The sequence below is a fragment of the Microbacterium sp. KNMS genome (genome assembly GCF_053851835.1).
Map to the genome: position 1 here is coordinate 117,385 of NZ_JBSQBP010000007.1, position 20,663 is coordinate 138,047.

At 73.0% G+C, this 20,663-nt stretch carries 17 protein-coding genes; 7 read left to right on the forward strand and 10 right to left on the reverse strand.

Annotation, left to right across the window (positions count from 1 at the left end):
- The first annotated feature begins 68 nt into the window (after positions 1 to 68).
- Both ACWXWW_RS06470 and ACWXWW_RS06475 read left to right on the forward strand, forming a co-directional pair.
- Positions 69 to 824 carry an IclR family transcriptional regulator gene (locus tag ACWXWW_RS06470; RefSeq protein WP_421075149.1) on the forward strand — a complete coding sequence of 252 codons (756 nt, stop codon included), beginning with the start codon at positions 69 to 71 and terminating at the stop codon, positions 822 to 824.
- A 102-nt stretch (positions 825 to 926) separates the two neighbouring features.
- Positions 927 to 2,120 (forward strand): 4-hydroxybenzoate 3-monooxygenase, encoded by a 1,194-nt coding sequence (locus ACWXWW_RS06475; RefSeq protein ID WP_455969364.1) that lies wholly within the window; start codon positions 927 to 929, stop codon positions 2,118 to 2,120.
- Between the two features lie 422 nt (positions 2,121 to 2,542).
- On the opposite strand, the gene ACWXWW_RS06480 is transcribed toward ACWXWW_RS06475, so the two are convergent.
- Both ACWXWW_RS06480 and ACWXWW_RS06485 read right to left on the reverse strand, forming a co-directional pair.
- A complete protein-coding gene (locus tag ACWXWW_RS06480; RefSeq protein ID WP_455969365.1) occupies positions 2,543 to 3,787 on the reverse strand; it encodes a glycoside hydrolase family 1 protein in 1,245 nt (414 codons plus the stop codon).
- A 69-nt stretch (positions 3,788 to 3,856) separates the two neighbouring features.
- On the reverse strand, positions 3,857 to 5,188 hold the full coding sequence (locus ACWXWW_RS06485) for an MFS transporter (RefSeq protein WP_271172978.1): 1,332 nt from the start codon (positions 5,186 to 5,188) through the stop codon (positions 3,857 to 3,859).
- Positions 5,189 to 5,325: 137 nt separating this feature from the next.
- Between ACWXWW_RS06485 and ACWXWW_RS06490 the strand changes: the two genes are divergently transcribed.
- Together ACWXWW_RS06490 and ACWXWW_RS06495 are read left to right on the forward strand one after the other, a co-directional pair.
- Complete coding sequence (locus ACWXWW_RS06490) at positions 5,326 to 5,916, forward strand: TetR/AcrR family transcriptional regulator (RefSeq protein WP_282978821.1); 591 nt, start codon at positions 5,326 to 5,328, stop codon at positions 5,914 to 5,916.
- 52 nt (positions 5,917 to 5,968) lie between these two features.
- A complete protein-coding gene (locus ACWXWW_RS06495) occupies positions 5,969 to 8,581 on the forward strand; it encodes a family 78 glycoside hydrolase catalytic domain (protein ID WP_455969366.1) in 2,613 nt (870 codons plus the stop codon).
- Here the strand turns inward: ACWXWW_RS06495 and ACWXWW_RS06500 are convergent.
- The 8 genes from ACWXWW_RS06500 to ACWXWW_RS06535 form a co-directional block, all read right to left on the reverse strand.
- The gene (locus ACWXWW_RS06500) at positions 8,578 to 9,090 is read right to left on the reverse strand and encodes a hypothetical protein (RefSeq protein ID WP_455969367.1); all 513 of its coding nucleotides are present in this window, start codon (positions 9,088 to 9,090) and stop codon (positions 8,578 to 8,580) included. The genes ACWXWW_RS06495 and ACWXWW_RS06500 overlap by 4 nt on opposite strands.
- Positions 9,091 to 9,124: 34 nt before the next feature.
- Positions 9,125 to 10,036 carry a sugar phosphate isomerase/epimerase family protein gene (locus ACWXWW_RS06505; protein ID WP_455969368.1) on the reverse strand — a complete coding sequence of 304 codons (912 nt, stop codon included), beginning with the start codon at positions 10,034 to 10,036 and terminating at the stop codon, positions 9,125 to 9,127.
- Positions 10,033 to 10,431, reverse strand: a complete 399-nt coding sequence (locus ACWXWW_RS06510) for a C-glycoside deglycosidase beta subunit domain-containing protein (RefSeq protein ID WP_455969369.1) — start codon at positions 10,429 to 10,431, stop codon at positions 10,033 to 10,035. Before ACWXWW_RS06510 ends, ACWXWW_RS06505 begins: the two co-directional genes overlap by 4 nt.
- Positions 10,432 to 10,744: 313 nt before the next feature.
- Positions 10,745 to 12,298 carry a GMC oxidoreductase gene (locus ACWXWW_RS06515; RefSeq protein ID WP_455969370.1) on the reverse strand — a complete coding sequence of 518 codons (1,554 nt, stop codon included), beginning with the start codon at positions 12,296 to 12,298 and terminating at the stop codon, positions 10,745 to 10,747.
- Complete coding sequence (locus ACWXWW_RS06520; protein WP_455969371.1) at positions 12,295 to 13,854, reverse strand: MFS transporter; 1,560 nt, start codon at positions 13,852 to 13,854, stop codon at positions 12,295 to 12,297. Before ACWXWW_RS06520 ends, ACWXWW_RS06515 begins: the two co-directional genes overlap by 4 nt.
- Before the next feature lie 146 nt (positions 13,855 to 14,000).
- Positions 14,001 to 14,918 (reverse strand): alpha/beta hydrolase, encoded by a 918-nt coding sequence (locus tag ACWXWW_RS06525; RefSeq protein WP_455969372.1) that lies wholly within the window; start codon positions 14,916 to 14,918, stop codon positions 14,001 to 14,003.
- A 1-nt stretch (position 14,919) separates the two neighbouring features.
- On the reverse strand, positions 14,920 to 15,675 hold the full coding sequence (locus ACWXWW_RS06530; protein ID WP_455969373.1) for a hypothetical protein: 756 nt from the start codon (positions 15,673 to 15,675) through the stop codon (positions 14,920 to 14,922).
- Entirely contained in the window at positions 15,672 to 16,712 is a 1,041-nt protein-coding gene (locus tag ACWXWW_RS06535; RefSeq protein WP_455969374.1) for a Gfo/Idh/MocA family protein, read from the reverse strand. The genes ACWXWW_RS06530 and ACWXWW_RS06535 overlap by 4 nt, the downstream gene beginning before the upstream one ends.
- 103 nt (positions 16,713 to 16,815) lie before the next feature.
- Between ACWXWW_RS06535 and ACWXWW_RS06540 the strand changes: the two genes are divergently transcribed.
- The 3 genes from ACWXWW_RS06540 (at position 16,816) to ACWXWW_RS06550 (ending at position 20,411) form a co-directional block, all read left to right on the forward strand.
- Positions 16,816 to 18,081, forward strand: a complete 1,266-nt coding sequence (locus tag ACWXWW_RS06540; RefSeq protein WP_455969375.1) for an ROK family protein — start codon at positions 16,816 to 16,818, stop codon at positions 18,079 to 18,081.
- A gap of 66 nt (positions 18,082 to 18,147) precedes the next feature.
- A complete protein-coding gene (locus ACWXWW_RS06545) occupies positions 18,148 to 19,032 on the forward strand; it encodes a ThuA domain-containing protein (protein WP_455969376.1) in 885 nt (294 codons plus the stop codon).
- Positions 19,029 to 20,411 carry a restriction endonuclease subunit R gene (locus ACWXWW_RS06550; protein ID WP_455969377.1) on the forward strand — a complete coding sequence of 461 codons (1,383 nt, stop codon included), beginning with the start codon at positions 19,029 to 19,031 and terminating at the stop codon, positions 20,409 to 20,411. The genes ACWXWW_RS06545 and ACWXWW_RS06550 overlap by 4 nt, the downstream gene beginning before the upstream one ends.
- Positions 20,412 to 20,663 lie beyond the last annotated feature (252 nt).

The following is a 20,663-nucleotide window of genomic DNA, read 5'->3' on the forward strand; positions in this document are numbered from 1 at the left end:
GCCCCAGCCATCCGATTCCGGTCACGCACGACGCGAGACATGCCCGGGCGGCGGGCGACAATGGCCCCATGGCGAACTCCCCGTCGGGCGACTCGGTCACCGAGCGGATCGTGCGCGTGCTCGAGACGTTCACGACCGACCGCACGGTGCAGACGACCGCCGAGATCGGCCGACGCGCCGGCCTGCCCTCGTCGACGGCGCATCGGATGGTCGCCGACCTCGTCGCGTCGGGGCTGCTGGAGCGGGATGGCGAGCGCCGCATCCGCCTCGGCCTGCGCCTGTGGGAGCTCGCCGAGCGCGGTTCCCTCGCCCTGCGGCTGCGACAGGTCGCCCTGCCGTTCATGGAGCGCGTGCAGAGCCGGATCCGCGAGCACACCCAGCTCGCAGTGCTCGAGCGGGGCGAAGCGCTCTTCCTCGAGCGCCTCTCGTCGCCGACGTCGGGCGCCAACATCACGCGCGTCGCCGGGCGGCTGCCCCTGCACGCATCGTCGTCGGGTCTCATCCTCCTCGCGTTCGCTCCGGAGGAGGAGCGCGAGCGGGTGCTCGCCGAGCCGCTCGCCGCGGTCTCACCGGAGACCGTCGTCGACCCGATCGAGCTGCGGCGCCGCCTCGGCGCCATCCGACGCGACGGATTCGTCGTCGCCGAGGGCTCGATCGAGTCGGTGTCGACCGGCGTCGCCGTTCCGGTGCGGGATGGCCGGGGCCCGGTGATCGCGGCCCTGTCGGTCGTCCTGCCGCGCGAGGCGCCGACCGCCGGCGCGGTCGAGGAGCTCCGTGCAGCGGCGGCCGGGATCTCCGCTTCGCTCGGCGCGTCCCGGCGCTGACGGCGCACCGCACGCGATTCCCGTTGAACGGGAACAAGCGCGCAGCCAACCCGTCCCGCCCGCGAGACTCGTGCCATCCCGACCACGTCGAAGGAGACGGACATGACCGAGCGCACGCGCGTCGCCATCATCGGAGCCGGCCCGGCGGGCCTCCTCCTCTCGCACCTGCTGGGCCGTCAGGGGATCGAGTCGATCGTCATCGACCAGCGCTCGCGCGAGCAGATCGAGACGACCATCCGCGCCGGCATCCTCGAGCAGGGCACGGTCGAGATCCTCAGCGAGACCGGGGCATCCGACCGCGTGCACACCGTCGGGCGGCGCCACGAGGGCATCGAACTCGCGTTCGCCGGCGAGCACCATCGCATCGACTTCGCCGCGACGGCGGGCAGGGCCGTGTGGCTCTACCCCCAGCACGAGGCGCTCAAGGACCTCATCGCGGCGCGACTCGCCGCCGGCCAGGACCTCCGCTTCGAGGTCACGGCAGAGCGCGTCGAGGACGCCGAGTCGGATCGGCCCCGCCTCATCGCGCGCGACGCGTCCGGCGCGCCGGTCGAGATCGAGGCCGACTGGATCGTCGGCGCGGATGGCTCGCGCTCGGTCGCGCGGTCATCGGTCAGCGGGCAGCGGGCGGGGTACTTCCGCGAGTACCCGTTCGCGTGGTTCGGCATCCTCTGCGAGGCGCCGCCGAGCGCCGAGGAGCTCATCTACTCCAACTCGGCCGAGGGCTTCGCGCTCATCAGCCAGCGCAGCCCCGAGGTGCAGCGGATGTACTTCCAGTGCGACCCAGAGGCCGACCCGAATGCGCTCGGCGAGGCCGAGCTGTGGGAGACGCTGCAGGCGCGCGTTCCCGGCACGACGCTCAAGGAGGGGCGCATCTTCCAGCGCGACATCCTGCGGTTCCGCAGCTTCGTGGCCCACGAGCTGCGCCGCGGCCGCGTCGTGCTCGTCGGCGACGCGGCGCACACCGTCCCGCCGACGGGCGCCAAGGGGATGAACCTCGCCGTCGCCGACGTCGTGCTCCTCAGCGAGGCGCTGCGCAGCGCGCTGGCCGACGGCGACGACGCGCTCGTCGACGCCTATCCCGAGACCGCGCTCCAGCGGATCTGGAAGGCGCAGCACTTCTCCTGGTGGATGACGAGCATGCTGCACCTGCAGCCGGAGGCGAGCGACTTCGACCGTCGGCGCCAGCTCGGGGAGCTCCGCACGGTCGTCGAGTCGGAGGCCGGACGCACCTACCTCGCCGAGGCGTACACCGGATGGCCGATGCCCGGCATCGAGGCCGTGCTCGGCCGGTAGGCACCCCGGGAGGGACGCGCGACCGCCGGTGCGTGCGGCGGTGGCGCGGGCGTGCGGCGGCGCGGGCGTGCATGCGGCGGTGGCGGCGCGTGCGTGCGTGTCTCACCCGCTGCGGGAATCCAGCCCGCTAACCCGCCAAAACCGAGACATCAACACCTCCACCCCACACACATGTGCGGCGGCGCGGGCGTGCGTGTCTCACCCGCTGCGGGAATCCAGCCCGCTAGCCCGCCAAAACTGAGACACGACCACTCAGGCCTCTACCAACCCGCCCGCGCCCGCCGCCGCAGAAAGACCGAAAGACCGGGATCAGGAGAAAAGACCGAGAGCAGGACGATCGGGCGAAGATCGTCCTGCTCTCGGCGGATTGTCCTGCTCCCGGAGCGGGGCAACCCATCTCCCCCCCCCAGAGCGGAAGCAGCTCAGCCGGCCGCCCGCACCGCCCGCGCCGCGCGCACCGCATCCGCGTACACCGCGGCACTCGGCTTGGGCGTGCGCGCGAACGTGTCACGGTCGACCGACACGAGGCCGAGCTTGGGGCCGTAGCCGAAGATCCACTCGAAGTTGTCCATGAGCGTCCAGTGGCAGTAGCCGAGCACGGGCGTGCCCGCCGCGATCTCCTCGCCGAGGGCCTCGAGCGCGGCCGGGATGAACGCCGCGCGCTGTGCGTCGTCGTCGGTCTGGATGCCGTGCTCGGTCACGAGCACGGGCACGCCCGACACCTCGTGCGCGTAGCGGACGGCGCCCGCGAGCGACGCCGGCTCGATGACCGTGCCCATGCCGTTGCGCGGCCCAGCGGGGACGACCTCGCCCGACGCGTCGTGATAGGTCCGCTCGTAGTTCTGCACGCCGATGAAGTCGTCGTCGCGGGCGACCTCGAGCCAGTGGTCGTAGACCGCCGCACGGCGCGCGTCGCGACGCGCCTCACCGCCGGGCAGTGCGACCTCGTCGGAGATCGCGATCGAGACGCCGACGGGGAGGTTCGCGCGCCGCGCCTGGACGGCGGCTTTCGCGGCGCGGTGGGCCACGGTGAACGCCTCCTGGAAGTCGGCCTGCGCCTCGGCCGGCAGCACGTTCGACGCGAAGTAGCGCTCGGCGCCGACCGCCCGCGCGGCCGCGGCGAGCATGTCGCGCTTGAGCTGCTCTGCGACGGGAGGCAGCTTGCCGCCCGCCTGCAGCAGCTGCTCGAGGTTCGGCTCATTGAGCGTCACGACCGCCGCGAGTCGGTCGCCGAAGCGCGCCATGACGCGGTCGGCCTGCTCGGCGAACAGGGCCGCGGCGTCGGGGGCGAGCCAGGACCCCGCGGCCGAGAACCAGTGCGGCGACGCGAAGTGGTTGAGCGTCACGAGGGGGGCGAGGCCGCGCTCGAGCGCGGCGTCCACGACCCGCTCGTAGTGGTCGAGCTCCTTCTGCGACACGACGCCGCGCTCGGGCTCGATGCGCGCCCATTCGACCGAGAATCGGAAGGCGTTGAGCCCCAGGCCCGCGACGATGTCGAGATCGCTCTCGAAGAGGTCGTATGCGCGGCAGGCCTCACCCGAGCGCTCCCGGAACAGCGTCGGCGTCGTGTTCTCGAGGAACCAGATGTCGCTGTGGACGTTGCCGCCCTCGTTCTGGTGGCCGGCCGTCGCGACGCCCCAGAGGAAGCCGTCGGGGAAGGAGGTCATGTCGTCACTGCTTTCTTCGGGATTCGATCGAGGAGGGATGGCCGCCCCGCGCGGGGCGGCCATCCGAGGTCAGCGCGCTCCGCGCACGAAGAGGATCACGAGGCCGCCGATCACCGCGGCGATCGCGCCGGCGATGAAGAGCGCGGCGAAGTTCGGGCCGGCGGGCCCCGCGCCGATCGCGAGGAGGGCGGGCGCCGCCGCGGCGACGATCGTCACGGGCAGGTTGTCGGCGATCTTGAGGATGCCGAGGTCCTTCGCGGGGTTGTCGGGGTCGGGGAGCACCTGCGTCGCGAGCACGAGCTCGACCGCGAAGTACACGCCCTGGCCGAGGCCGACGACCGTGCACGCCACGAGGTAGAACCCGAAGTCGGGCGCGAGCGAGGCGAGCACGAGGCCGACGGCGAGGATGACCGCGGCGACGAGGATGAACGGCTTGCGGACGCCGAGGCGGTCGCTGAGCTTCCCGACGAGGGGAGCGACGAGCATCGTGATGCCGAGGTTCACGACGACGGTGAGCAGGATGGCCGTGCCGAGTCCTGCAGGCTCCATGTGCAGCTTCTGCAGCAGGTAGATCGCCTGGTATCCGTTCAGCGCGGCGACGCCCGAGAACACGAGCATGCGGCTCGTGAAGACCCAGGTGAACGCGGAGTGCTTGAGCGGGTTCACCCAGAACACGCGCAGCGCGGCTCGCAGGTCGAAGGGCGGCTGCGGGAACTCCCACTTCGGGTCGCGGACGACCACGGCGAGCACGAGCATCCCGATGACGGCGAGAGCGGTCGGGATGCCCACGAGCGGGAGGAGCTGCTGCCCGAACGGCACCGCCACGGCCATCCCGAAGAGCGCGCCGATCGGCGTGCTCATGCTCACGAGCGCCGTGGCGACGCCGCGCTGGTCGGCGGGCAGCTGGTCGGTGAGGAGCGCCATGACCGTGACGTTGGCCGCGACGAATCCGGTCGTGATGAGGAGGTGCGCCGCGACGAACACGGGCACGTTCGGTGCCGTCACGAGCAGGATGGCCCCGAGCACGAACGCGATCGCCCCCACGACGAGGTATGGCCGGCGCCGACCGAAGCGCGACCGCGTGCGGTCGCTCAGCGTGCCGACGATGGGCAGCGCGAACAGCGTGAGGATGCCCGCGACGGCGCTCGAGATCGAGATCGTCGTCGTCGCGGTCGCGGCGTCGATCTCCGTCGCCTTGAGCGTGAGGGTGAGGAGCGCCGCCGACATCTGGGCGGCGGCCGCGCCCACCATCGCGAGGACGAGGAAGAACGTGAAGCCGCGGGGGCGCTTCACGCTCTGGCGGAACGCCTCGGTCGGCGTGAGCTCGCGCAGTGTGTCGGTCGTGATGGCGGGGGCCGCGCCGAACGGCGTGGCCGCGGGGGCGTCTTCGGGGATGGTCATGGTGGCTTCCTTGCCGATGGGGCCGTCGGGTCGGCCGTCTCTTCGTCGATGGGGTCCCGTCGCCGGGATGCGGGAGACGCTAACACGAAAAGTTAACGGGTTCAATGTTTTTGCGCGGATCCTGGTACGGTGCTGACATGGCAGGGCCCCGAGGCGAGTACCGGAAGAGCGCGGAACGGCGCGCGCAGATCCTCGACGCCGCATTCGCGGTGTTCGCGAAGAACGGGTACACCGCGAGCTCGGTGAACGAGATCGCGCGAGCCGTGGGCATCACCCAGACGGGTGTCCTCCACCACTTCGCAGGCGGCAAGATCGCCCTCCTGCGCGCCGTTCTCGAGCAGCGCGACGCGCGCGCCGAGGGCGTCCTCGAGGCGCGGCGCGGCCGCGACTTCCTCCTCGGCCTCGTCGAGATCTCCCGCGCGCAGGCCGCCCAGCGCGGTGTCGTGCAGCTCTACCGCAACCTCTCGGCCGAGGCGGTCGACCCGGACCATCCCGCGCACGAGTACTTCCACGCCCGCCTCGAGCGCATCGCCGACGCCGTCACCCGCGCGTTCGCCGAGGTGCGCGACGACGGAGGGCTCCGCGACGGCGTCGACCCGCGCACCGCCGCGCTGCGCACGATCGCGATGACGGAGGGCCTCGAGCTCCTCTGGCTGAACGGCTTCGACGTCGACATGGCCGACGACATCCGCGACGTCATCGACGGCTACCTCGTCGATCCCCTCTGACCCGACCACGACCATCCGCGGACGCCGTCGTCCGCCATCCGTCAGGAGCCCCATGAGCATCGCCGCCCGCCCTGTGACCGTCGAGCACCACCGCGAGCCGATCGGCATCGGCGAGACGCGTCCGCGCCTGTCGTGGATTGTCGACGCCGACCAGCCCGGATGGGCGCAGCGCGCCTACGAGATCGAGATCGTCTCCGACGCGGGCGCGTTCACGACCGGACGCGTCGAGTCGGTCGATCAGGTGCTCGTGCCCTGGCCTGCCGAGGCGCTCGGCAGCCGGGCGCGCCGCTCGGTTCGGGTGCGCGTGTGGGGCGCCGAGGGCGACGCGTCGGACTGGAGCGCGCCGACCGTCCTCGAGACGGGGCTGCTCGACTCCGCACTGTGGGAGGCGCGGATGGTCGCTCCCGCGCTGCCCGAGACGGGCGACGGCGGCGAGCCGGCCGCGCTGCTGCGCGGCGAGGCCGAGCTCCGCGGCGGGATCGTGCGCGCCCGCGTCCGCGCCACGGCCCGCGGCGTCATGACGCTGCGCATCAACGGGCGCCCGGTCGGCGACGACGTGCTCCACCCCGGATGGACGAGCTACGCGCGGCGGCTGCGCTATCGCACGTGGGATGTCACCGAGCTCGTGCGCGAGGGGCGCAACGCCCTCGCGGTGCACCTCGCAGACGGCTGGTACCGCGGGTACCTCGGGTTCGGCGGCCTCCGCGACCTCTACGGAGACCGGACGGCCGCGCTCGTGCAGCTCGAGGTCGAGCACGCCGACGACACGCTCACGGTGGTCGGGAGCGATGAGACCTGGCGCTCGACCCTCGGGCCCGTGACGCGCGCCGACCTGTACATGGGCGAGACCTACGATGCGCGGCGCGCCATCGCCGGATGGGACGAGCCGGGCTTCGACGACGCTGCGTGGGATGCCGTGTCGACGGTCGCGTTCGACCCCGCGACCCTCGTCGCGCCCGACGGTCCGGCCGTCCGCCGCACCGAGACCATCCGCCCCGTCGAGGTGCGCACCTCGCCGACCGGCCGGACGATCCTCGACTTCGGGCAGAACCTCGTCGGCCGGCTCCGCGTGCGCGTCCCGGCCGATGCACGCGAGATCGTGCTGCGGCACGCCGAGGTGCTCGAGCACGGCGAGCTCGGCACCCGACCGCTGCGGCGCGCCCGCGCGACCGATGTGGTCCTCGGCGATGGCGCCGCCTTCACGTGGGAGCCCGCATTCACGTTCCACGGCTTCCGGTACGCGGAGGTGAGCGGATGGCCCGGCGACGTCGATCCGTCGGCGTTCGAGGCCGTCGTGCTGCACACCGACATGCGCCGCGTCGGCACCTTCTCGTGCTCGGATCCGCTGCTCGACCGCCTGCACGAGAACGTCGTGTGGGGCATGCGCGGCAACTTCCTCGACGTGCCGACCGACTGCCCGCAGCGCGACGAGCGCCTCGGCTGGACGGGCGACCTGATGGCCTTCGCGCCGACCGCCGCGTACCTCTACGACACGTCGGGGATGCTCACCGGGTGGCTCGCCGACCTCGCGGCCGACCAGCACGACGACGGCAACGTGCCGGTGTACATCCCGTGGGCCGACGTCGACCCGAACATGCCGCCGCTCGGGGCCGAGGCCGGCTGGGGCGACGCCGCGACGGTCGTGCCGTGGACGCTCTACGAGCGCTACGGCGACGTCGAGATCCTCCGCCGCCAGTGGGGGTCGATGACCGGATGGGTCGAGGCGATCGCCGCGCGAGCGGGCGACGCCCTCGACTTCTCCAGCGGAGGGTTCTCGTTCGGCGACTGGCTCGACGCGGCGGCGCCCGACGACCAGCCGTGGGCTGCGCGCCTGCCGTGGCAGGCGGTCGCGACCGCGTACCTCGCGCTGTCGGCGCGCATCCTCCGCGACGCCGCGGCCGTCCTCGATCACCCCGAGGACGAGGCGCGCTACGCGGACCTCTTCGCCCGCACGGCGGCGCGCTACCGCGACGAGTACGTCACCCCGACGGGGCGCGCGGCGTTCCCGTCGCAGACCGCGTACGCCCTGGCCATCCGCTTCGGCCTCCTGCTCCCCGAGCAGGAGGAGCACGCGGGAGAGCTCATGGCCGCCCAGGTCGCCGCCGACGGGTTCGCGATCGGCTCGGGCTTCCTCGGCACGCCGCACGTGCTCGACGCGCTCGCCGACACCGGCCACGCCGCGACGGCGTGGCGGCTCCTCCTGCAGACGGAGTGCCCGTCGTGGCTCTACGCCGTGACGATGGGAGCGACCACCGTCTGGGAGCGCTGGAACTCGATGCTCCCGGACGGCTCGATCAACCCCGGCGAGATGACATCGTTCAACCACTACGCGTTCGGCGCTGTGGCCGACTTCCTCCACCGGCGAGTCGGCGGACTCGCTCCGGCAGCGCCGGGCTACCGCCGCATCCGGGTCGCGCCGCTTCCGACTCCCGAGCTCACGTGGGCGCGCACCGCGCACGAGACGCCCTACGGTCGCGCGGAGGTGTCCTGGACTCTCGAGGACGACGCCTTCGCCCTCGAGGTCGTCATCCCGCCGTCGACCGAAGCCGAGATCGTGCTGCCCGACGGGTCAGAGCCGACGATCGTCGGCTCGGGGACGCACCTGTTCGCGTGCGCGTTCACCGCCGGCGAGGCGGCCGCGGTGGCCGCGTCGTTCACGGACTAGCGGCGGCCCGGCGTCCGGCGGGCGGAGCGCCCTACTTCGCGGGGCGCGTCGCGCCGCGTCGCGCGGGCGCCCCGCCGCGCGGAGAACCGCACGATGAGCGCGAGCGCCAGGGCGGAGGCAGCCATCGCCGACCAGCCGATCGCCGAGACGGCGGCGAGCGACGCCGCCATGCCGACGCCGGCGGCGAGCATGCCGAGGGCGAAGAGGAGCCCGAGCGCGCCCGCGCCTCGGCGGAGCGCGCGGCCGATGAGCCAGCCGGCGACGAGGATGGGCCCGGCGACCGAGATCGCCGCGACGCCGATCGCCGTCGGCATGATCCACGCCTGGCCGGTGAGGCTCGCGTAGATGAGGGCGCCCGTGCCCGCGCCGAGACCCGCCGCGAGCCAGATGCCGAGCCACAGGGCGGCGCGCCGCGGCGGTGCGATCCGCCTCGGGCTGGCGGGTGCCGTCGCGCGCTCGGCGCGGGCCTCAGTCGGACGGGTCTCCTCGAGTGCGATGCGGGTGCGCATGACTCGAGGAGACCATCCGAACCTCAGACGACGCTCAACGCGCCGCCGCCTGGCGCTCCGTCGCGAGCGTGCGGATGAGCGCGTGCTGGCGGCGCAGCTGATCCGAGGCGCGGTACGGGTGCTTGTGCCCCTCGTACTCGCTCGAGAGCCAGCCCGTGTATCCCGATTCGAGGACGACGTCGATGATCTCAGCCCACGGGATGTGGTGGTCGACGAGCTCGTCGTCGATCTCGTGGAACTTCGCCTGGAAGTACACCGTGTAGGGCATGACGTCGCGCAGATCGGAGACCGGCACCACGGGCACGACGGGAAACGCGGGCGCGCCGTCCGTGCCGAGCTGCGACGTGATGCCGGGCTCCTCGCGGCGGAACATGCTCTTCTGGAACACGCCCGTGTCGATGAGCAGTCCGAAGTTCTCGGTGCCGGTGCGCTCGATGAACGCGATGTACTCGTCGACCACGGGCGACCTGATGACCGACGGCCAGTGGATCTCGGGGCAGATCGTGATGCCGAGCTCGTGCGCGAGGTCGAGGTTGCGCTCGACGGCCTGGTCCCAGATCGGATCGACCTGGAGGTCGCTCGTCACGACGCCGATCTTGGGGCGCACGAACGAGAACCCGAGCGTCGCGGCGAGACGCAGGTCGAGCGCGAGCTGCTCGGCGCCCTCCTCGACGGTCATGCCGCGCCCCGGGAACCGGCGCGTGTCGAGCCAGGACCCGTACAGCGTCGGCGTGAGCCCGAGCTCGGCGTTGCGGGCGTGCCACGCGTCGATGAAGGCCGCAGATGGCTCGGGGTAGCTCTCGACATGGCCCTCGCCGAGGATCTCGATTCCGGTCGCGCCGAGATCGGCGATGTCGCGCGCGCAGTCGTCGAGGTCCATGACGACGCCGAAGTCGCCGGTGTAGCTGTAGACCGAGACGCCCAGCTGGAACGGGATGGCGCTCATCGGACGATCACCGCCTTCCGGGTCGCGGTCCAGGCCTGCGGCTGGAGCTCTTCGGGGATGTACGACATGCGCATGCGCAGGGTGAACGAGACGTCGTGGACGCCCGGCGCGAGGCCGCCGTCCTTCGTCACCGTCAGCACCGCCGCGTGCTCGAGCGGCCAGCGGACATCCGTCGACTCCCGCAGCTGCGCGAACGAGTACTCGCCGCTCGGGAGGCCCCACGTGATGTCGGAGGCGCCGAATTCCTCGCCGTCGACGACGAGCGTGGGCTCCTCGAGCAGGTTCGCCCAGACGCCGCGGTAGTAGGGGCTGCGCACCCGCAGCTGGAATCCGGTCGGGTGGTCTCCGCCGACGTTGCGGAATCCCTTCGACTGGATGAGGGATTTCTCGAGCATCCTCGCTCCTCTCGCGCCCCGTCGTGGGGCTCACTTATGTCGAGAATAGTCATAAGCTTGCGTGAAGCCAACATTGGGCCTTCTTCTCGTCCGCGTCGAGTGCGCCGGCGGGCACCTCGGCCATAGCCGCGCTCGGGCGCCTCGGCCGTCGCCGCGTTTCGCGGCGAACCGGGCGCGGATCGACGCAGGACGCGGCAGGAGTCTGAGACTCCTGCCGCGTTCCGCGTCCAAGGGATGGCCGTCTGCCGCGTTCCGGGGCGAACGACAGGCGAACCCACACGCCGGCCGACGCCCCGCATCGGCCGGCGCGGTCTTACAGGCGCGCCGCGGCGTCCTGCGCGGCCCGCACGGCGAGCGCGACCGACATGAGCGTCGGGTTCATCGTCGTCGCGGTCGGGATCGTGCCGTTGCCGCCGACGTAGAGGTTCTCGAAGCCCCACACCCGCGAGTGCGGGTCGGCGACCGAGGTGCCGTCGTCGGCGACGCCGAGCCGGGTGGTGCCCTGGTAGTGCAGGCTCGACCCGTTGGGCATGAGCCGCGGCTCGGCGATGAAGACGCCGAGCCCCTCGCCGATGCGGCGCAGGCGCTCGGTCGCGTCGGCGATCTCGGCCTCCTCCTCGGGGCCGAGCGCGTACTCGATGGTCATGTTCGGCAGCCCGCGGTAGTCGAGCTCGTCGTCCGAGAACGTGACGCCGTCCTCGAAGCGCGGGCGCTTGCGCATCCCGTAGCCCATGTTGACGTATCCCCACCGGTTGCCGGCGTGCGGATGGCTCTCATCGAGCGGGAAGGGGGGCTGCTCGGCGTACATCACCTGCAGGGAGTACGGATGGCCCGGCTCGGCGAACGGGATGCGGTTGACGGCGGCGACGGGGTCGACCGGGTTCGCCGCGCGGCGCGCGAGCTCCGCCTCGAGATCGGCCTCCGAGGCGAACCGCGACATCTGGTCGCCGGACAGCGCGACGGTCGAGATCACGACCGGGTGCTCGGTGAGGTAGCGGCCGAGTGCGCGCGGCCGGATGCCCGACGCCCACAGCAGCTGCGGGGTGCGGAACGCGTCGGCAGCGACCACGACGAGGTCGGCCTCGACCGTCGCGGTCTCGCGGGTGCGGAGGTCCTCGACGACGACGCCGGTCGCGCGCGCGCCGTCGACGACGATCTGGCGCACGAGCGACAGGTCGCGCAGCTCGAAGCGCGCCGCGAGCGGGGAGCCCGGGTCGGCGAGCGGGCCGAGCACGACGTCGGCGCCGGCCCAGCGGACCGTGCCGTCGGGCTGCGGGTCTCCCGCGACCGGCAGCGTGCTCGGCGCGGGGTCGGAGCCCGCTGCCTCCTCGAGCAGCGAGCGGATGGCCGCGCCGACGGCCGAGTCGGCGAACGCGGCGCTCTGCACGTGCAGGAGCTCCTCCGCGCGCCGGATGAGCGCATCCCACTCCGCGTCGTCGATGAAGTCGACGCGCTCCGAGCCGGAGGGGCGGGGCGTCGCGCACGTCCAGTGGGCGCCCATCCCACCGACGTTCGTCGAGGCCGCGGCCGCCGGGAAGGTCCGTGCGTGCGCGGCGCCCTCCCCGCCGAAGTCGAGCAGATGCGTGCCCTGCCGCGCCGTGAACATCCCCTCGACGACCGTTCCGGCCGGGATGCCGAGCGACTCGCGCAGGGCGCCCGCCTGCGGGCCCTGCGACAGCTCGCGCGCCCGCGCCTTCTCGTCGGGCGACGGGATGTTGCGCACGCTCTCCCCCGGCACGGCGGTGAGCTGCGGACCGGCCTCGAACATGACCACACGGGCGCGCGGATGGCGCTCGAGCAGCTCGCGCGCGAAGGTCGAGCCGATGGGTCCGCTGCCGACGACGGCGATGACGGGCTGGGCGTTCATGGAGTCTCCTCGCGGGATGAGGCGGGGCCGCCTGCGGCGGCCTGGGGGATCGGATGGCTGCGCCCGACGAGGCGGGTCGGCTCTGCGGCGGGCGGGTGGGCAGGGGCGTGCTCGTCCGCGAGGCGCCCCGCAGGCAGGAGGAGCGCGATGACGAAGCCGAGGAGGTAGACGAGCGCGAGAGCGCCGAAGACGGGCCCCATGACGTCGCCGTACGCGCGGGCGACGGCGTCCTGCACGGCCGCGGGCGCCGCGTGCACCTCCTGCGGCGTGAGCGCGGCGACCTCGGAGACGAGGGCGGCGGCCACGCCCGCGCCGATCACGCCTCCGACGATCGCGGTCGCCACCGTGGAGCCGATCTGGCGGACGAGGTTGACCGCGGCGGTCGCGGCCCCGGTCGCCGAGCGCGGCGCCGAGCTCTGCGCGACCGCGACCACGAGGCTCATGAAGAGGCCCGTGCCGATGCCGACGAGCGCCATGAGCGCCATCGGCACCCACAGCGGCAGCCCGAGCGGGAGGACGGCCATCGCTCCGAGGCCGAACGACGCCAGCAGCGGACCGGCGATCGCGAAGCGCCGGTAGCGTCCGGTGCGCCCGACGAGCCATCCGCTGAACAGGCTCGACACGAGCATCCCGAACACCGTGGCGATCGGCACGAGACCCGAGACCGTCGCGCTCGTGCGGTACGCCATCTGGAAGAACGTCGGAAGGTACGCCGTGACCGAGAAGAGCCCGACGCCGATGACCGCGGAGAGAGCGGTCGACGCGGCCATCCGGCGGTCGGCGAACAGGCGCAGCGGAACGAGCGGGTGCGATGCGCGGAACTCCACGAGCACGAAGACCGCGAAGCCCGTCGCCGACAGCGCCGCGCACGCGAGGCCGGCGCCGAGCGCGGCGGGATCGCCGAGCCAGGTGACCGCGAGCACGAGCGAGACCATGGCGACCGCGAACGCGAGGGCCCCGGCGACGTCGATGCGCCCCCGCTCCGCCCCGCTCTCGACGTGCGGCAGCGCGAACGCCGCGAACGCGAGCGCCGCTCCGCCGAGCGGCAGATTGATCCAGAAGACCCACGGCCATCCCCACGTGTCGACGATCAGTCCGCCGAGCACGGGGCCGGCGAGGATCGCGACCGGGAAGGCCGCGCCGATGACGCTCATGTACCGCGCGCGCTGCCGGGGCGTCGTCACGTGCGCGACGATCGTCTGCGACATGAGGTGGAGACCCGCCGATCCGACGCCCTGGACGACGCGTGCGACGATGAGCGCCGTCATGCCGGGGGCGAAGCCGCACGCGAGCGACGCCGCGAGGAACACCGCGAGCGAGACGAGGAAGACCAGGCGCGGGCCGATCATGTCGCCGAGGCGGCCGATGACCGGCATGAGCACCGTGCTCGCGAGCGTGTAGGCCACGATGATCCAGCTCATCTGCGCGAGCGCGTCGAGCTCGCCGGCGATCGTCGCGAGCGAGGTCGAGACGATGGTGTGGTCGAGCGCGCCCAGGAACGACACGACGAAGAGCGCGCCGACGAGGAGTCGGATGCGGAGCGGAGAGAGGTTCATCAGCGGATGGCCCGTACGACCGGGCTGTCGACTCGACCTGGTGTGCCCCGTCGGCCTCGGCGCCGACGGGAACGAGCCCTCGCGGGCCCCGATGTCCCCGCCAGCATACCAGCTTCAGTAGAAAAACTACATAAGTAGGTCGAAAGTCATCCTTGACGTGCGTACAGCCAGTCGCTCACGACGTCGAGCGTGCGGAGCGCACCCGCGTCGCCCGGCTGGTCGATGTGACCATGCGCGGCGCCCGGCTCCACGTGCAGCTCGACCGTCCCTCCGGTCGCACGCACCGCCCCGGCGAACGCCGCGCCGGATGGCCGGAGCGCGTCTCGCTCGCAGACGACGACGAGCGCGGGCGGGTATCCCGCGCCGCTCCCCTCGCCCGGGAACGCGTGCGGATCGCTCAGGGCGTCGACGGAGCCCGCGAAGTTCAGGGCGAGCTGCGCATGGGGTGATGCGGGATCGAGCGGCACCCCCGGGTTCGCGCTGTTCGCGTGAAGCGCAGGGTAGACGGCCAGGAGCCCGCCCGGCAGGGGCCCGTCTGCGCCGTCGCGCACACGCGCGGCCACGCCGACCGCGAGGTTGCCGCCCGCACTCGCCCCGCCGAGCACCAGGCGATCAGCCGGTAGTCCCAGCAGGGCGGGCGCGGAGCGCCAGGCCGCGAGCACATCGTCGGACGGCGCAGGGAAGTGCGCCTGGCCGAGGCATTTCGTGTAGTCGACCGCGAGAACGGGGATCCCGCGCGCGGCGAGCTCCCTGGCGACCCAGTTCGACTCCGGCATGTCGAGGTGCCCGCCGATGAACCCGCCGCCGTGCACCCAGACGAGCGCGACGCGCGCTTCCGCCCCGGGGCGCCGGTAGAGCCGCACGGGCACGCCGCCCTGCGGGCCGTCGACCGTGTGCTCGACCGTCTCGATCCCGCGCAGATGCGGGAACCGCCGCTCGAGCGACGCCGTGTCGATGTCGGGGCGCGGATCCGCCGGCTCCCCGTGCTCGGCGAGCCAGCGGATGGCTTCGCGCACGGGGAGGCGCCGGAAGTCGGGTAGGCCGGCTGCCTCGGTGTCGCTCATGTCAGTTCCCTTCGGAGAGGACGGCGCGCACGCGCTCGTCGTGCACGAGGTCGGACAGGTCGGTCGCCCCGCCGTGCGCCGCACGCCGCAGGGCAGCTCGCGCGGCGGACTCGCGCACCCGAGGGAGCACGAGCTCGCCGTCCGCCGTGGCGACCCGCACCTCGACGCCGCGGGGATCGACGCGCACCTCGACCCGCTGCTCGCCGAGCGTCCGCGCGACGATCGCCGGATGGCCCGAGGTCGCGCCCGCGAGGAGCGTCACGGGGACCCCGTGGGGCGTCGCCAGGAGGGCGAGGACGCCGGCCGAGCTGCGCGTGCACGCGGACGGCGCGAGAGGCCCGGCGAGCACGCGGCCCCAGCCGATCGCGTCCCGGAGCCACTCCGCCGCCGCGTCGGTCGGCAGAGCCGCCTCGACGACGACAGCGCGAGCCGCGGCAGCCGCGCGGGACGCCTGGTCCGGCAGCGGGCGCAGCCGCTCGCGCTCGACCGCGCACTCCGCTGCGCCGAGCACGTCGAGCGCCTCGGCCGGAACGGACACCGGCTCGGCCACGAGCGGCGACGTCGAGCGGCTGCTCCCTGCGAGAGCGTCGCGCAGCCGCGGGACCCATCCGTCGGCGCCGTCGACCACGACCACCCGCTCGCCCCCAGGCTCCGCGGTGGCCCCGCGGCCGGGACCGACCGTCAGCGGCAGCTCGATCGCGGCGACCCGGAAGCGGTCGGCGGACTCCCGCGCGGACGCGAGGTCCACGCCGATCATGCGGCGCTCCGCACGGCGTCCGCGACCGCATCCGCGAGATCGATCGCGTAGTGCGCGTCGGCCGCGATCTCGTCGTACTCGATGGGCGCGTCGCCATCCAGTGCCGCCGCGAACGCGCGCCAGAGTGCGACATAGCCGTCGTCCGCAGCGCGCGGATGGCGGATCAGCCGGCCGTCGTCATGCCGGATCCGCACCTCGGCGGAGCCGTCGTGCACGAACGACGGCGGGAAGTCGATCTCGACGCCATCCCCCTCGGTCCGGATGGAGACGCGCCACAGCGCCTCGGCGCCGTCGGGCACCATCGCCGTCGCGAGCTGCACGAGCACGTCGCCCGCGCGGAATCCGATCGCGTATCCGATCGGCGGCACGGGGCGTGCGAACACGACCTTGTCGAGGCGGGGCGCGAGATCGCGCAGCAGCGGGGCGTCGTGGATGGCGAGGCCGAGGACGAGCTGGCGGATGACCGCCGCAGCGAAGCCCGCATCCGACCAGTCGGGCGCCGAGCGCGCGGGCGCGGCCACGCCGCGGTCCGCGAACTCGGTCACCGCGGCGTGATAGCGGTCGTTGGCCGGCAGCGACACCGTGACGGAGATGCTCTGAACCCGTTCGCGCCGTGCGATGAGGAAGTGCTTGGCGCGCCCCCACGCGGGGTCGTGGAGGTGATTCGTCCCCACGATGAGCGCGACCCCGGCCTCGCGGCAGGCGCGCAGCACCGCGTCCACCTCGCCGTGCGCGAGAGCGAGCGGCTTCTCGCACAGGACGCCGCGCTTGCCGGCCGCGACCGCCGCGAGAACCTGGCCCGCATGACGCTCTGGCGGCGACGCGATCACGACGACCTCGACGGCCGGGTCGGCGAGCAGCTCCTCGGCGCTCGAGGAGGCGCGGGCTCCCAGCGGTGCCGCGATGGCGGCCGCGCGCCCACTGCCCGCGTCCGCGACGTGCACGACCGCGAAGCGATCGCCCAGGCGGGCGAGGGTGGGGACGTGGAGCGCTGCCGCGCCCGGGCCCGCGCCGATGATCCCGACTCCTGTGGGCATGCGACCTCCTCGTCGTGCGCACTTACGTTAAAAGTACACGTAAGTTTCGGCGCGATCGACAATAGATCGCGCGATCTCGCGGGCACTGTGCCAGAATCCGAGGATGGCGAACCAGTCCACCCTCCGATTCGGGGCCCAGACCGACGAGGTCACGAGCCTGCTGCGGATCGTCAATCTCGTCCGGACCGGCGAGGCCACCACGCGGCCCGAGATCGGCCGGGTGACCGGACTCGGGCGCGGCGTCGTGTCGCAGCGCGTCGACCGCGCGATCGAAGCGGGCTTCCTCGAGGACGCCGAGCTGGGCCCGTCCTCCGGAGGGCGCGCGCCCCGCGTGCTGCGCTTCCGATCCGAGCAGGCGCGCATCCTCGTGTGCGCCCTCGGCGCCCTGCACATCCGCGTCGGCGTGACCGATCTCGACGGGCGCGTGATCGCCGACGATCACGCGCCGTGGGACATCACACGCGGGCCGGACGCGACGCTCGACGCCGCGATCGAGATGGCCGAGACCGTGCTCGCGCAGACGGCGGACGCCCCGATCTGGGCCGTCGTCGTCGGCGTCCCCGGGCCCGTCGACTTCAGCTCGGGGCGCCCGGTCGCTCCGCCGATCATGCCCGGCTGGAGCGGATTCGACGTCCGAGCGCGCTTCGAGGAGCGGTTCTCCGCGCCCGTGTGGGTCGACAACGACGTGAACCTCCTCGCGCTCAGCGAGCGCGACCGCCGCCGTGCGCAGAACGTCGACCTCATCTTCTGCAAGATCGGATCCGGCATCGGCGCCGGGCTCCTCTCGCAGGGGCACCTCCACCGCGGCGCGAACGGCGCGGCCGGCGACATCGGGCACGTGCGCGTGCTCGGCTCGGAGGAGCTGTGCCGGTGCGGCAAGATCGGCTGCCTCGAGGCCGTCGCGAGCGGATGGGCGCTCATCCGCGACGCGCAACGCGCGGTGGCGGAGGGCGACGACGGAGCCCTCGCCTACTTCGTCAAGAACGACGAGGAGCTCACCCCGGAGCACATCGCGATCGCCGCCACCCACGGCGATGCGCTCGCGATCTCGCTCATCCAGAAGTCCGCACGCGTCGCCGGGGAGTCGATCGCGACGCTCGTCAACATGTTCAACCCGGCGGTGATCGTCATCGGCGGTGCGATCGCGTCCGCGGGCGAGGTCTTCCTCGCGGAGGTGCGCCAGCGCGTGTACGAGCTCTCGCTGCCCCTCGCGACCCGCGACCTGCAGATCGTGAACTCCGCGAACGACCCGACCGAGCCCATCCGCGGCGGCGCGCAGCTCGCGATCGAGCAGCTGTTCGACGCGACCTTCCCGCGCTGGTTCGCGGACGGCCGGCCCACCATCCAGGGGGTGCTCGCCGCGGCCTGAGACCGCTTCTTACGAAAAACGACGGAAGTGTGTATCTTCTGGGTCTAAGTCACACGAAGGAGTGTCATGACCCCGAAGCCCATCCGCACGCTCATCGTCACCGGGATGACCGACGTCCACCACGACTGGCGGAAGACCACTCCGGCCCTCGTCGCGCTGCTGGAGTCGACCGGGCGCTTCGATGTCCGGGTCTCCGAGGAGTTCCGGGGCGCGACCGCCGACACGCTGCGCCCATACGATCTCGTCGTCCTCAACTACTACGGGCGGCGCGACCCCTGGCGCGACGTGCCCGAGGAGCGCTTCGGCGAGGAGACGGAGCGCGCGCTGTTCGACTTCGTCGCCTCGGGCAAGGGCCTCGTCGCGTATCACCCGACCCTCGCGGGAGGCGTCGGCTGGGATCCGGAGTACGAGCGCCTCCTCGGCGGCGTGATGCGCGAGGACACCTCGCGGCGGGCGCCCAACAACGACTTCCTCCTCCGCACGGCCGAGGCGCACCCCATCACGGATGGATGGCCCGCCGAGTTCCCGCACTACGGCGACGACCTCTACGTCGGCCTGCGCTGGCCCGAGGGCGTGCGGAAGACGATCCTGCTCACCGGCTGGGACAACCCGCTGCGCTACACCCAGGTGCCCGCCCAGTGGCGCGCGCTGCCGGGCATGGGCGAGGAGCACCCCGTCGCCTGGACGGTCGAGTACGGCGCAGGCCGCTCGGCCTCGATCGGCATCGGCCACGACGTCGCGGCGATCGGGCACCCCGCGTTCCGCGCCCTCTTCCCGCGAGCCGCCGAGTGGGCGGCGACGGGGGAGGTGACCATCCCCACGCCCGAGGATCTGGGCGAGCCCGTCGAGGGCGGCGACTGGTGGCCGACGACGCTCGAGCCGATGGTGCGCCGCATGTTCGACGAGTGGGTCGCGGCGGGCGAGCCCGCGACGCAGAAGGGCGGCGCATGACGCTCCCCGTGCTCCGCGACGACGCGCTCGTCTCGGATCGGGAGGGGTTCGCCCTGCGCCTGTCGCTGCCGTGGATCCGCTCGCTCCCTCTGTCATCGCTTCAGGACCTCGCGGTCTCGGTCGACGGAGAGCCGGTCGGCGCGCGGATGCGCGAGGGCCACCCGGAGTGGTGGTTCCTGCAGGACCGCGTCGAGGTCGTGGCTCCGGGGCCGCTTGCCGACGGCCGTCACGACGTCGAGGTCGCGTTCTCGCTCCTCATCCCCTATCTCCCGGGCGCCCCGGGCCATCCGCTCGTGCTGCCGTTCCGCGCGCGGCGGGTGCTCGAACTCGATGCGGCGCCGTCCGCTCCCTCCCCCGCCGCGGCGCCGCGCGCGCCGGAGCGGACGGCCGCGGCCGCGGGCCGATGGACGCTCGCCGCGAGCGCCTTCAACTGGACGCCCGAGGTCATCCGCGCCGAGCGCTCGGCGCCCGACATCGCCGTCGCGATCGCCGCCGAGGGCACGGCCGATGTCCTCGAGGTCGAGCTCGGGCAGTCCCTCCCATCGTTCCCCGCGCCATCCGCTGACGAGGCGGCAGGGCTCGGCACGCGCATCGCGGACGTGGGCGGACGCGTCAGCATCGCCGGGGCGAGCATCGACGACTGGACCGGCGACGGCGGGCGCCGATCGGACGACGAGCGGCTCGCCTTCCTGCTGCCGCAGCTGCACGCGGCGCACGCCCTCGGCGCCGAGGGCGTGCGGCTGCCGATCGGGCAGGCCGGTGAGGCGCTGCTGCGCCGGCTCCTGCCGACCCTGCAGGAGCTCGACCTCACGCTCTACGAGGAGATGCAGGGCCACCAGACGCCCGAGCGCGAGGCCGCCGCCGTCGACGTGGTCGCCGCGATCGACGACCCGCACCTGCGCCTCCTCGTGGACATCAGCATGCTCATGCCTGCGCTCCCGAGGACCTACCTCGAGCGGATGTCGGCGCTGCCGCCCGCCCTGCACGCGCGGCTCCGCGAGGAGTGGCGCGACCCGGGCACCTCGGCGGCGGTGACGGCGGCCCTGCGCGCGGGCGAGGTGCCGCCCGAGCTGCGGACGCTCTTCATGAACCTCATCGTGCGGTTCGGCCGATCCGAGGCCGCCGTGCTCCGCCCCATCCTGCCGCTCGTCGGCGCCTTCCACCTCAAGTTCTGGGACCTCGAGGACGACGACGGCCGGGTCAGCGCGCCCATCCGCGACCTCGGGGCGCTGCTGCGCGGCTCGGACTTCCGCGGCACGCTCTGCAGCGAATGGGGCGGGCACGAGTGGCTCGACGACGACCCGACCGAGACGACCCGCGCCCACCTCGCACTCGCGCGCGAGGCGCTGGGCGGGCCGGGTGCGGCATGTCTCACGTGACCCGGCTTTCCGGCAGGTATAGCCGCGCAGAGTGAGACACGGACGGCCCGGTGGAGCCCGCATGTCTCACGTGGGCCGGGTATCCCACACCCAGAACCGCACGGAGCGAGACACGGACGGCCAACCGGCCCCGCATGTCTCACCTCCTCCCGGTATTCCACACACATAACCGCACGCAGCGAGACACGCAGGACGGGCCGCTGACGCGAGCGCGCAGAGAGCCGCCCCGGAGCCCATGACGGGCTCCGGGGC